The sequence below is a fragment of the Mycobacterium sp. genome (assembly GCF_039583805.1).
Lineage (GTDB): Bacteria > Actinomycetota > Actinomycetes > Mycobacteriales > Mycobacteriaceae > Mycobacterium.
On record NZ_JAVKSH010000097.1, the window covers coordinates 3,145 to 14,281 of the forward strand.

Sequence of the window (11,137 nt, forward strand, 5' to 3'; positions counted from 1 at the left end):
TATGGCTTCGAGCCTCTGCCGCATCGCGGCGAAGCCGTATCGAACGCCTTGATCAGCCGGCTTCGTGACGATGAGGCCCTGTGATCGATGAGGCCCTGTGATCGATGAGGCGCTGTGATCGATGAGGCGCTGTGATCGATGCGCGCGCTGTTGGACATCAACGTGCTGCTGGCCCTGCTCGACAGCGACCACGTCGACCATGAGCGTGCGCGGGCCTGGGTTACGGGTGAAATCGAGCACGGCTGGGCATCGTGCGCGATCACCCAGAACGGTTTCGTCCGGATCATCAGCCAGCCGCGCTATCCCAGTCCCATCTCGCCCAGCCAGGCGATCGACATGCTGGTTCGCGCGACCGGCACGCCGCACCACGAGTTCTGGCTCTGCACCCCAAGCATTCTCGACGCGCACACCATCGATCGTTCCAGGCTGCACAGTTCCCGACAGGTCACGGATGCGTACCTGCTCGCGCTCGCGGTCGACAACGGCGGCCGGTTTGCCACCTTCGACCGGTCCATCGCGCTGAACACCGTTCCCGGCGCCGGGAAGCGGCACCTAGCCGTTTTGTAGGCCGTTTTGTAGGCCGTTTTGTAGGCCGCTTTGTAGCCGTCCTGTGACACCCCCGCGGTCACGCGCTCATGGTCGTGGTCGACAATCGAGGCACAATCCGCGTTCGAAGGAGAAATGGTCATGGCTGAAGCCGTCATCGTCGAGGCGTTGCGCTCACCGGTCGGCAAGCGAAACGGCGGGCTGTCCGGTGTGCACCCCGCCGACCTGTCCGCACAGGTGCTCAACGGACTCGTCGACAGGGCCGGCATCGACCCCGAGATCGTCGACGACGTGATCTGGGGCTGCGTGATGCAGGCCGGGGAGCAGGCCCTCGACATCGCCCGCACGGCGCTGCTGACGGCCGGCTGGCCGGAGAGCGTTCCCGGCGTGACCGTCGACCGCCAGTGCGGCTCCAGCCAGCAGTCGGTGCACTTCGCCGCGGCCGGTGTGGTCGCCGGGCACTACGACGTCGTCGTCGCCGGCGGGGTGGAGTCCATGTCGCGGGTGCCGATGGGCGCGTCCCTGGCCGGAGGCGGCAGGCCGTTCCCGGCAGCGTTCCTCGACCGCTTCGGCGGTTCGATACCCAACCAGGGGATCGGCGCGGAGATGATCGCCGAGCAGTGGGGACTCGACCGCACCACGCTCGACGAGTTCTCCCTGAGCTCGCACGAAAAAGCGGCTGCTGCACAGGATTCGGGCGCTTTTGACGATCAGATCGTCGCCATCAAAGATTCCGAGGGCAACGTCGTACGCGCCGACGAAGGCATCCGCCGGGGCACGCCGATGGAGAAGATGGCGCAGCTGAAGCCGGCGTTCAAGGAGGACGGCGTGATCCACGCCGGCAACTCCAGCCAGATCTCCGACGGGTCGGCGGCACTGCTGTTCATGTCGGCGGAGAAGGCGAAGTCGTTGGGGATCAAGCCGATTGCCAAGGTGCACACCGCGACGCTGGCCGGCGCCGACCCGGTGATCATGCTCAGCGCGCCGATCCCGGCGACCCAGAAGGCGCTCAAGCGCTCCGGGTTGACGCTGACGGACATTGGAGTGTTCGAGGTCAACGAGGCGTTCGCGCCGGTGCCGCTGGCCTGGCTGCACGACATCGGCGCTGACCCCAAGCTGCTCAACCCCAACGGCGGTGCGATCGCGCTCGGCCACCCGCTGGGAGGATCGGGTGCGCGCATCATGACGACGATGCTCTACCACATGCGGGACAAGGGAATTCGTTACGGCCTACAGACGATGTGCGAGGGCGGGGGTCAGGCCAACGCGACCATCCTGGAGCTGCTGTGACGGATGCGGCTCTCACCGAGCGCCGCGGCAACGTCCTGGTGATCACCATCAACCGGCCCGAGGCCCGCAACGCGGTCAACGGAGCCGTCAGCACCGCCGTCGGTGACGCCCTCGAGCAGGCGCAACAAGACCCGGACGTGCGGGCCGTGGTGATCACCGGCGCCGGGGACAAATCCTTCTGCGCCGGAGCCGATCTCAAGGCCGTCGCGCGCCGGGAGAACCTCTACCACCCCGAGCACGCCGAGTGGGGATTCGCCGGCTACGTGCACCACTTCATCGACAAGCCCACCATCGCCGCCGTCAACGGCACCGCGCTCGGCGGCGGCACCGAGCTGGCGCTGGCCAGCGACCTGGTGGTGGCCGCGGACAGCGCGACGTTCGGGCTGCCCGAGGTCAAGGTGGGGCTCATCGCCGCGGCCGGCGGGGTGTTCCGGATCGTGCATCAGCTGCCCCGCAAGGTGGCGATGGAGATGATTTTGACCGGCGAGCCGATCAGCGCCGCCGACGCGGCACGGTGGGGGCTGGTCAATCAGGTGGTGCGCGACCGCGCGGTGCTCGACGCCGCGCTGGCGCTGGCCGAGCGGATCACCGGCAACGCGCCGCTGTCGGTGCAGGCCAGCAAGCGGATCGCCGCCGGCGCCGACGACGGCGTCATCCCCGACGAGGAACCCGGCTGGGCCCGCACGGCCCGCGAATTCGGCATGCTGCTGCGATCCGAAGACGCCACCGAGGGTCCGCGGGCGTTCGCCGAGAAGCGCCGCCCGGTCTGGAAGGCCCGCTGAGCGGTCAGCCCGCCGGCCTCGACATGCTGATCACTCCGACACCGAAGGTGCGCACCGCATGACCGACGTCAATGCCCGGCCCCGGACCAGCTTCGTCGACGAGCTCCGGCGTGCCGCCACCAATGTGGCTGTGCCGCAGCACGAACCACCCGCAGTGGTGCGTCGCCGGCGGCTCGTTGCCGCCGGCGTTGTGGTGCTGGGCGCCGTGATATTGGGCTGCGTGCTGCGGCGCCAGCCCGGGGAGTCGGCCTTTTACTGGCTGATGTTCGCGCTCGCGGCTGTGTGGTTCATCGGGGCCGCCGTGTCGGGCCCGCTGCATTTGGGCAGCATCTGCTGGCGTGGGCGCAACCAGCGGCCGGTGATCACCGGTACCGCCGTCGGTCTGCTGCTGGCGGGCGTTTTCGTCGTGGGAGCTCTGGTCGTGCGGGAGATTCCGGCCCTGCACGACCTGGTCACCCGGCTGCTGCAGTTCACCGAGCAGGGGCCGGCGCTGCTGCTGGTCGCGATCCTGGTGCTCAACACGATCGCCGAGGAGCTGTTTTTCCGGGGCAGCGTGTACACCGCGGTCGGCCGGCACCATCCGGTGATCGTCTCGACCGCCGTATACGTGGGCGTCGTCATGGCCGGTGCAAACGTCGTGCTGGGCTTCGCGGCCTTGGTGCTCGGGACGGTGTGTGCACTGGAGCGCCGCGCAACCGGCGGTGTGCTGGCGCCGGCGCTGACTCACCTGGTGTGGGGTCTGGTCGTGGTGTTCACCATGCCGTACGTGTTCGGCGGGTGACGCCGCCACTGCGGACGGACCGGTCACGCGGCGTCGGCTGATCCGACGACGTCGCGGGCCAGCGCACGTAACACACGTGTGTGCAGCGGCAGCAGCGCCCGCCAGTACAGCCGGCCCGGAATTCCGCGCGGAAAGTAGACTGCGCGCTGCCGGTAGCGGCTGCCGTCGTCGTCGCGCGCGACGGTGATCTCCAGCCACGCCTGCCCCGGCGAGCGCGCCTCGGAGCGCAGCCGCAGCGCGGAGCCGGATTCACGTTCGGCCACGCTCCAGCGGGCGATTGCGCCCCGTCCGGCCGGCCGCCGGCCCAGCGGAAAGCGGTTCCAGCCGCTGACCTGGGGGATGGCCTCGGCGGCCCGCCAGATGCGGGCCGGGTCGGCGCGCGACAGCCAGGTCTGATCGTCGGTGTAGACGATCGGCCCCGCCCACGGCGGGTCGCTCGGCAGCGGATCAGCCGGTGCGGTCTCCGACGAGGCCCACGTCGCGTCGGTGAGTCCGTGCGCTACGCGGTCGAGCGCCAACTCCACGGCGCGCCGGTACGGCGTCAAGCCGCCCTCGGGCCGGCCGATGACGGCGTCGATCGCGTTGTCGCGCATCACGGCGTCGCATTCCAGCGACTCGATGAGCGGCCGTGCCAGGCCCGGCGGGATCGGGGTCACGGTCCCGACCCACAGGCTGGCGATTGTCGGCGTCAAAAACGGCAGCACGATCAGGTACCGCTTGCCGAGACGTGCGACGTCGGCGTAAATCCGCATCATGTCGCCGTATTCCAGGACGTCGGGTCCGCCGATGTCCCACGCTCGTGAGCAGGGCACGTCCGCAGTCGCCGCCGCGACCAGATAGTGCAGCACGTCACGCACCGCGATCGGCTGAATCCTGTTGTGCACCCACTTCGGGGTGGTCATCACCGGCAGCCGGTCGGTGAGATGCCGGATCATCTCGAACGACGCCGAACCAGACCCGACGACCACCCCCGCCTGCAGGACGACGGTGTCGACGCCGGAGCCCAGCAGGATGTCTCCCACGGCTTTTCGCGACCGCAGGTGAGGTGAGAGCCTGCCGCCCGGCGGGTGCAGACCTGACAGGTAGACCACTCGACGCACCCCCGTGTCGCGGGCCGCGGCCACCACGTTGCGCGCAGCGCGGTCTTCGTCGGCGACGAACTCCTTGGCCTTCCCCATCGAGTGGACCAGGTAGTACACCACGTCGATGCCGTCGAACGCTGCGGCCAGCGAGTCGGTATCGCGCAGATCTCCCTGTACCACCTCGACCCGCGAACGCCACGGCACGTCGTCGAGCTGGGCAGGGTTGCGGGCCAACGCGCGCACCGAGTGGCCTTCGCGCAGCAGCCGGGGGATGAGCCGCCCGCCGATATAGCCGGTCGACCCGGTTACCAGGCAGCGAGCTGGTGTGGCCGGCATGCGGGTTCTCCATCGTGTGTTCGGGCGGGTGTCCGGCTAAGCGCTGACACGCTCACCCGTCGGTGAAGTGCGGAGCCCGGCGTTGCTGGAAAGCCGTTGCGCCCTCGGCGAAGTCGCGGGACTTCTGCAGCTGCGCCTGACCCTGCAATTCGCGGTGCAGCGCCGGGTCCAGCTCGGTGAGCGTGGCGGCGTTGATGGCCTGCTTGGTCTTGGCGAACGCCACCGCCGGGCCGGACACCAAGCCCGACACCACCTTGTCCACCTCGGCCTCGAAGTCGGCGGCCGGATACACCGCGCTGACCAGCCCGGCGGCCAGTGCATCGGCCGCGGGCAGTCGCTCAGCCAGCAACGCCATGCGCATCGCCCGGGTACGCCCGATCGAGGCGGCGACCAGGGCGGACGCCCCGCCGTCGGGCATCAGCCCGATCTTGGTGAAGGCGAGCATGAAAAACGCTGCTTCCGAAGCCAATACGAGGTCACACGCCAGGGCCAGTGAGACGCCGACGCCGGCCGCGGGCCCCTGTACGGCGGCCACCACCGGACGCGGCACCGCGGTGATCGCGGCCACCGCGCGGTTGGCCTCGACGATGATCTCGGTCCCCGCTCCACCGCCGGTCAAGTCGTCGGCGCTCATCCCGGCGCCGGAGGTGAAGCCGCGGCCCGCGCCGCCCAGGCGGATCACCCGCACCCGCGGATCGGCTGCCGCATGCTCCATGGCGTCGGCGATGCCGGCCAGCATCGCCGTCGTCAGCGCATTGAGGCTCTCGGGGCGCGCGACGGTCACCGACAGGACCCGGTCGGCGAGCGTGACAGACAAGCCCTCGACCGGCGCGAGGCTGTCGATTCCCGAATCGATTACGGTCATGGAGTCGACTGTAAGCCACCGTGCGCCACCGGGCTGTGGCGCTGTCGGGGGCGGCTGCGAAGATGCCAGCATCAGCTGGTGGCGTGGAAAGGTCGGTACAGCATGGCGGGACCATTGACTGGGCTGCGAGTGGTCGAGTTGGCCGGCATCGGGCCGGGACCACACGCCGCGATGATCCTCGGTGATCTCGGCGCCGATGTGGTGCGCATCGAGCGGCCGGGCGCCACCGGAGGGGTGGCCAGGGACGCCATGCTGCGCAACCGGCGCTCGGTGACGGCCGATCTGAAGTCCGAGCAAGGACGCGACCTGGTGCTGCGCCTCGTCGGCAACGCCGATGTGCTGATCGAGGGTTACCGCCCCGGTGTCACCGAGCGGCTCGGCCTCGGCCCGCAGGACTGCGCGGAGGTCAACGACCGGCTGGTCTATGCCCGGATGACCGGCTGGGGTCAAACCGGGCCGCGCAGCCAGCAGGCCGGTCACGACATCAACTACATCTCGCTCAACGGCGTCCTGCACGCCATCGGCCGGGCCTGCGAGCGTCCGGTGCCCCCGCTGAACCTGGTCGGCGACTTCGGGGGCGGGTCGATGTTCCTGGTGGTCGGCATCCTGGCCGCGCTGTGGGAGCGGCAGACCTCCGGCAAAGGGCAGGTGGTCGACGCGGCGATGATCGACGGGTCCAGTGTCCTGGTCCAGATGATGTGGGCGATGCGGGCCGTCGGCATGTGGACCGACGAGCGGGGCACCAACATGCTCGACGGCGGCGCGCCCTACTACGACACCTACGAATGCTCCGACGGCCGCTACGTCGCCGTCGGCGCCATCGAGCCGCAGTTCTACGCCGAACTGCTCAAGGGCCTGGGCTTGGACGCCGCCGACCTGCCGGCGCAGAACGACCGCTCGCGCTGGCCGCAGTTGCGGGCCCGGCTGGCCGAGGTGATCGGTTCGAAAGACCGTGACCACTGGGCGAGCGTGTTCGCGGGCTCGGATGCCTGTGTCACGCCGGTGCTGGCCTTCGGCGAGGTGGACAGCGAGCCGCACGTCACGGTGCGGCAGACCTTCTACCGGGACGGCGGCGGAATGCAGCCGATGCCGGCGCCGCGGTTTTCGCGGAGCGTGCCCGGCCAACCCCGCCCGCCGTGCGAGCCCGGAGCCGACACCGCGTCCTTCTCCGCAGGCTGGGCCGACGACTGGGTATAGTCGCCCACCGACCGGTAGGCCGACGCGGGAGTCGGCCGCAGGAAAGGCCCGAGGAAAGGAACGTCGCAGTGGAGATCAACGACGCCGTCGCACTGGTCACCGGTGGCGCCTCAGGCCTGGGGCTGGCCACCGCCAAACGACTGCTCGACGCGGGCGCGCACGTGGTGGTGCTCGATCTGCGGGGCGAAGAGGTGGTCCGCGGGCTGGGGGAGCGGGCACGGTTCGCGGCCGCCGACGTCACCGACGAGGCTGCCGTCACCACGGCCCTCGACACCGCCGACTCGCTGGGGCCGTTGCGCATCGTGGTCAACTGCGCCGGCACCGGCAACGCGATCCGGGTGCTGGGCAAAGACGGCGTCTTCCCGTTGGACGCGTTCCGCAAGATCGTCGACATCAATCTGATCGGCACGTTCAACGTGCTGCGGCTGGGCGCGGAGCGGATCGCCAAGACCGAACCCGTCGGCCCGAATGGTGAAGAGCGCGGCGTCATCATCAACACCGCTTCGGTGGCGGCGTTCGACGGGCAGATCGGCCAGGCCGCCTACTCCGCTTCCAAGGGCGGTGTCGTCGGCATGACGCTGCCGATCGCCCGTGACCTGGCCGGCCTGCGCATCCGGGTGATGACGATCGCGCCCGGCCTGTTCGACACCCCGCTGTTGGCCGGGCTGCCCGAACCGGCGAAGGAGTCGCTGGGCCGGCAGGTGCCGCATCCCAGCCGGCTGGGCAACCCCGACGAATACGGCGCGCTGGCCGTCCACATCATCGAGAACCCGATGCTCAACGGCGAGGTGATCCGGCTCGACGGCGCCATCCGGATGGCGCCGCGCTGACCAAGCCCAGGCGGACTCGCCTGACACCGGCACACCGGCACACCGGGACACGGGGACACCGGGACACGGGGACAAAAAACTTCCCCGCACAGCGGGGAAGTCGGCACAGAACGAGCGAGGCTGACCTCACGTCGTCGTGGGCGCGCATGCGCGACCACCGCGGCGATCAGCTGGCGGTCGGTAGCGGGTGCCAGTAAGCAAGCTGCTCCGAGGTCTCGCCCTCCACTAGCATGTCGCCGTGGTAGAGCGCCTCGAAGTCGGCCTTGATGACGTCGGGGCTCGATTCGTCGATCCACATGGAGCCGAGCGTATGGGTCACCTTTAAGGAATCGGTGAGTCACAATTCGGAAAATGGTGGCAATTGCTACCGCTCGGTAGGTCGGGCGGGCGCCGTGAACCGGCGACCGATCCGCCGGGTGTCGGCTTGACCCGCGCCGTGCCGGCGGACGCCACGCTGGTTCAGCGAGGCCGCCGCCCGCCGGGCTACACAGACGTAAGTCGCAGTGCGGCAACGGGAGCCGCAATAGACCTCCGCTTCGGCCGCCGATCACCCGTAGGATGGGCGTGGTAGTTCCCGGACGTCGCCGACGCCGGGACGGCAGGTGACGCCCCACCGGCCGCGCGTGACCACAAGGAAGGCTCGGACGCATGACTCCAGGCGGGACAGCCAGCGTCGACAACGCGTTTTTTGCCCGGATCTGGCCCACCGTCGCGGCCCACGAGACGGCGGCGATCCGCGAACTGCGGCGGGAGAACCTGGCCGGACTGTCGGGCCGCGTGCTGGAAGTCGGCGCGGGTGTGGGCACGAACTTCGGTTACTACCCGGACTCCGTCGACCAGGTGGTCGCGGTTGAGCCCGAGCGCCGACTGTTCGCGCGGGCTCAGGCGGCGGCCGCAAAAGCTCCGGTCCCGGTCCTGGTGACCAACCAGACGGTGGAGGAGTTCTCCGCGGCCGAGCCGTTCGACGCGGTGGTGTGCTCTTTGGTGCTGTGCTCGGTCAGAGACGGCGATTCGGTTCTGCGGCAAATTTTTTCGAAGCTGCGCCCGGGAGGCGAACTACGCTACCTGGAGCATGTGGCCAGCGTCGGGTGGCGTGGCCGGCTGCAGCAGGTGGCCGACGCCACGCTGTGGCCGCGGATGCTGGGCAACTGCCACACCCACCGCGACACCGAGGCGTCGATCAGGCGCGCCGGCTTCGAGATAGCCGACGCGCGACGCGAACAGACGTTGCCGCGTTTCGTGCCGCTGCCGGTGTCGGAGTTAGCGGTGGGCCGGGCGTACACACCGGCATGACCGCGGTCCGCCGAGAACGCACCTCCGCTGTGCCGGTCAATCCAGCAGGACGGGAAGTCGCTGCAGCAGCGTCGGCAGTGCCTGACTGGCGTCCTCCCGCACGCTGAGGGACGCGCTGGCCGACAGCGCTGTCGGCTCGGGGTTGACCTCGACGACGACCGTGCCGCGAGCCAGCGCCAACTCGGGTAGGGCAGCCGCCGGATACACGACCGCCGACGTACCCACCACCACCAGCACATCGGCGGCTTCGGTCGCCTCGACCGCGCGCTGCCAGGGTCCTTCGGGCAGCGGCTCACCGAACCACACGATGTCGGGCCGGATCAGCCCGCCACAGCGGCACACCGGGGGGTCCACCTCTATCGCCGGCTCGGGCATCTCCGGAAGCTCGCCGGTGTAGGGCATATCGCAACGCGCGCAACGAAAGTCGAACAAGCTTCCGTGCAGGTGGTGAACCGGCGAGCTACCGGCGCGCTCGTGCAGGTCGTCGACATTCTGGGTGACGACGCTGACCTCGGCGTGGTCCTGCCAGGCGGCGACGGCGCGGTGTCCCGCGTTCGGCCGCACCCGGGTCACCAGGTAGTGGCGCCACAAGTACCACCCCCAGACCCGCTCGGGGTGCCGCAGCCACCCCTGGATGCTGGAGAGCTCGTAGGGGTCGAAGCGCGCCCACAGTCCGTTCTTGTCGTCGCGAAATGTCGGCACGCCGCTCTCCGCGGAGATTCCCGCGCCGCTGAGCACCGTCACTCGCATCCCACCAAGATAGCGGGCCTGCGCGATACTGAGCAGGTGGATCTGGCGGAACTGCCACCGGGCGACGAACGAGCCGGCCGGCCGCCGTTCGACCGGTTGAGGTGCCAGATCATCGAGGCGATCCGAGCCGGCACCCTGCCGCCGGGTGCGCGGCTGCCCACGGTCCGCGAGCTCGCCGGTCAACTCGGGTGGGCGGTCAACACCGTCGCTCGCACATACCGGGAATTGGAGGCGGCCGGCATCGTCGAAACCCGAGGCCGGCGAGGCACTTTCGTCGCTCGCACCGATCCGTCCGACACCGCGATGGCGGCTGCGGCCCACGCCTACCTCGACGTCGCGCGCGGCCTGGGGCTGGGCAAAGCCGACGCCCTGCGTTATCTAGACTCGACGTCGGAGGACTCCTGGCTGCACCGCTGAAAGTGCCGTGGGGCAACAGGATTGACAGTCAGCCCGGCTCTCACCGCAGAACTGTGGCCAGCGTGCGCGGGTTTCGTGTGGTGGTCGACGACTTGTAGCACTTGTTACCCATCGTCCTGCCGGTGGTGCTGTCCAGGGTGCTGCCGGCAGACACCTGCCAGTACAGCACGCCTGGTAGCCGAACCGTTGCCGCAACGCAGCCTCGACCCGCTGGCGCACCGCGACAGCGTCGGCGGGCGACTCCAACAGCACGTTGCCGCTGGCCAGGACCGTTCGCACGGCGGTGAACCCGGCGGAGGTGAGCGCGGCCGCCACGTCGGCCGACGCGTCGCCGGTCGCGTCGCCGGGATCACCAGCGTCCACACGGCGATGGTAGCGGCGCCCCGGCCGAAACCGACCGGTTCACGGCGGGTGCGACGTAGGCTTTCGAGATGGGACGCGATGTGTTCGACGACAAGCTGCTGGCCCTGATCGCCGACAACTCGCTGGGGGTGCTGGCCACCATCAAGCGCGACGGGCGTCCGCAGCTGTCCAACGTTCAGTACTACTTCGACCCCCGCGCCGTCGCGATCCAGGTGTCGATCACCGAGCCGCGGGCCAAGACCCGCAACCTGCGCCGCGACCCGCGGGCGTCGCTGTTGGTCAGCGCCGACGACGGGTGGTCCTATGCGGTCGCCGAGGGCACCGCGCAGCTGACACCGCCGGCGGCGGCAGCCGACGACGACACCGTCGAGGCGCTGATCGCGTTGTACCGCAGCATCGCCGGTGAACACCCGGACTGGGACGACTACCGCCACGCGATGGTCACCGATCGCCGGGTGCTGCTGACGCTGCCGATCACGCACGTCTACGGCATGCCGCCGGGCCTGCGATAGGGACTACGCTGTCGTCATGGTGGCATCCGACTCAGGGGCAGATTCCACGACGGACCAGACCAAGCGCGCATTCCGCGAAGCCCTGGACCGCAA

13 protein-coding genes and 2 pseudogenes are annotated in these 11,137 nt (G+C 69.5%); 10 read left to right on the top strand and 5 right to left on the bottom strand.

Going from position 1 to position 11,137, the window contains the following annotated elements; genetic code table 11:
• From ABDW21_RS13255 to ABDW21_RS13275, 5 genes and pseudogenes are all read left to right on the top strand, one after another.
• Positions 1–84 (top strand): annotated as a pseudogene (locus ABDW21_RS13255) (antitoxin); the annotation flags it as partial.
• Between the two features lie 54 nt (positions 85–138).
• Positions 139–567: a type II toxin-antitoxin system VapC family toxin gene (locus ABDW21_RS13260; protein WP_343602187.1), complete on the top strand. Its 429-nt coding sequence runs from the start codon at positions 139–141 to the stop codon at positions 565–567.
• 120 nt (positions 568–687) lie between these two features.
• Complete coding sequence (locus tag ABDW21_RS13265; RefSeq protein WP_343602186.1) at positions 688–1,836, top strand: acetyl-CoA C-acyltransferase; 1,149 nt, start codon at positions 688–690, stop codon at positions 1,834–1,836.
• Positions 1,833–2,618, top strand: coding sequence for a crotonase/enoyl-CoA hydratase family protein (locus ABDW21_RS13270; protein ID WP_343602184.1), 786 nt, complete (start codon positions 1,833–1,835; stop codon positions 2,616–2,618). Before ABDW21_RS13265 ends, ABDW21_RS13270 begins: the two co-directional genes overlap by 4 nt.
• Positions 2,619–2,676: 58 nt before the next feature.
• Positions 2,677–3,399, top strand: coding sequence for a lysostaphin resistance A-like protein (locus ABDW21_RS13275; RefSeq protein WP_343602182.1), 723 nt, complete (start codon positions 2,677–2,679; stop codon positions 3,397–3,399).
• Between the two features lie 23 nt (positions 3,400–3,422).
• On the opposite strand, the gene ABDW21_RS13280 is transcribed toward ABDW21_RS13275, so the two are convergent.
• Together ABDW21_RS13280 and ABDW21_RS13285 are read right to left on the bottom strand one after the other, a co-directional pair.
• Complete coding sequence (locus ABDW21_RS13280; RefSeq protein WP_343602180.1) at positions 3,423–4,817, bottom strand: DUF2867 domain-containing protein; 1,395 nt, start codon at positions 4,815–4,817, stop codon at positions 3,423–3,425.
• Between the two features lie 52 nt (positions 4,818–4,869).
• Positions 4,870–5,682, bottom strand: coding sequence for an enoyl-CoA hydratase (locus ABDW21_RS13285; protein WP_343602178.1), 813 nt, complete (start codon positions 5,680–5,682; stop codon positions 4,870–4,872).
• 102 nt (positions 5,683–5,784) lie between these two features.
• Here ABDW21_RS13285 and ABDW21_RS13290 point away from each other — a divergent pair, with 102 nt between their 5' ends.
• Positions 5,785–6,879, top strand: coding sequence for a CaiB/BaiF CoA-transferase family protein (locus ABDW21_RS13290; protein WP_343602176.1), 1,095 nt, complete (start codon positions 5,785–5,787; stop codon positions 6,877–6,879).
• Positions 6,880–6,947: 68 nt separating this feature from the next.
• The gene (locus ABDW21_RS13295) at positions 6,948–7,709 is read left to right on the top strand and encodes a 3-hydroxyacyl-CoA dehydrogenase (protein ID WP_343602174.1); all 762 of its coding nucleotides are present in this window, start codon (positions 6,948–6,950) and stop codon (positions 7,707–7,709) included.
• A 166-nt stretch (positions 7,710–7,875) separates the two neighbouring features.
• Here ABDW21_RS13295 and ABDW21_RS13300 read toward each other — a convergent pair whose 3' ends face one another.
• The gene (locus ABDW21_RS13300; protein WP_343602173.1) at positions 7,876–8,007 is read right to left on the bottom strand and encodes a hypothetical protein; all 132 of its coding nucleotides are present in this window, start codon (positions 8,005–8,007) and stop codon (positions 7,876–7,878) included.
• Positions 8,008–8,357: 350 nt separating this feature from the next.
• Here ABDW21_RS13300 and ABDW21_RS13305 point away from each other — a divergent pair, with 350 nt between their 5' ends.
• Positions 8,358–9,002, top strand: coding sequence for a class I SAM-dependent methyltransferase (locus tag ABDW21_RS13305; RefSeq protein ID WP_343602171.1), 645 nt, complete (start codon positions 8,358–8,360; stop codon positions 9,000–9,002).
• Between the two features lie 36 nt (positions 9,003–9,038).
• Here the strand turns inward: ABDW21_RS13305 and ABDW21_RS13310 are convergent, their stop codons facing one another.
• Positions 9,039–9,752, bottom strand: coding sequence for an NAD-dependent deacylase (locus ABDW21_RS13310; RefSeq protein ID WP_343602169.1), 714 nt, complete (start codon positions 9,750–9,752; stop codon positions 9,039–9,041).
• Positions 9,753–9,788: 36 nt separating this feature from the next.
• On the opposite strand from ABDW21_RS13310, the gene ABDW21_RS13315 reads away from it, so the two are divergent.
• Positions 9,789–10,169, top strand: a complete 381-nt coding sequence (locus ABDW21_RS13315; protein ID WP_343710547.1) for a GntR family transcriptional regulator — start codon at positions 9,789–9,791, stop codon at positions 10,167–10,169.
• A gap of 40 nt (positions 10,170–10,209) precedes the next feature.
• On the opposite strand, the pseudogene ABDW21_RS13320 reads toward ABDW21_RS13315, so the two are convergent.
• Positions 10,210–10,532, bottom strand: a pseudogene (locus tag ABDW21_RS13320) (DUF1697 domain-containing protein).
• A gap of 68 nt (positions 10,533–10,600) precedes the next feature.
• Between ABDW21_RS13320 and ABDW21_RS13325 the strand changes: the two are divergent.
• Positions 10,601–11,044 (top strand): PPOX class F420-dependent oxidoreductase, encoded by a 444-nt coding sequence (locus ABDW21_RS13325; RefSeq protein ID WP_343602167.1) that lies wholly within the window; start codon positions 10,601–10,603, stop codon positions 11,042–11,044.
• The last annotated feature ends 93 nt before the right edge of the window (positions 11,045–11,137 follow it).

Excerpts from the sequence above, each read along its gene's own strand:
- ABDW21_RS13325 (WP_343602167.1), top strand. The coding sequence starts at position 10,601 with ATGGGACGCGATGTGTTCGACGACAAGCTGCTGGCCCTGATCGCCGAC.
- ABDW21_RS13260 (WP_343602187.1), top strand. The coding sequence starts at position 139 with ATGCGCGCGCTGTTGGACATCAACGTGCTGCTGGCCCTGCTCGACAGC.
- ABDW21_RS13305 (WP_343602171.1), top strand. The coding sequence starts at position 8,358 with ATGACTCCAGGCGGGACAGCCAGCGTCGACAACGCGTTTTTTGCCCGG.
- ABDW21_RS13280 (WP_343602180.1), bottom strand. The coding sequence starts at position 4,817 with ATGCCGGCCACACCAGCTCGCTGCCTGGTAACCGGGTCGACCGGCTAT.
- ABDW21_RS13265 (WP_343602186.1), top strand. The coding sequence starts at position 688 with ATGGCTGAAGCCGTCATCGTCGAGGCGTTGCGCTCACCGGTCGGCAAG.
- ABDW21_RS13275 (WP_343602182.1), top strand. The coding sequence starts at position 2,677 with ATGACCGACGTCAATGCCCGGCCCCGGACCAGCTTCGTCGACGAGCTC.
- ABDW21_RS13285 (WP_343602178.1), bottom strand. The coding sequence starts at position 5,682 with ATGACCGTAATCGATTCGGGAATCGACAGCCTCGCGCCGGTCGAGGGC.
- ABDW21_RS13300 (WP_343602173.1), bottom strand. The coding sequence starts at position 8,007 with ATGTGGATCGACGAATCGAGCCCCGACGTCATCAAGGCCGACTTCGAG.
- ABDW21_RS13310 (WP_343602169.1), bottom strand. The coding sequence starts at position 9,752 with ATGCGAGTGACGGTGCTCAGCGGCGCGGGAATCTCCGCGGAGAGCGGC.
- ABDW21_RS13290 (WP_343602176.1), top strand. The coding sequence starts at position 5,785 with ATGGCGGGACCATTGACTGGGCTGCGAGTGGTCGAGTTGGCCGGCATC.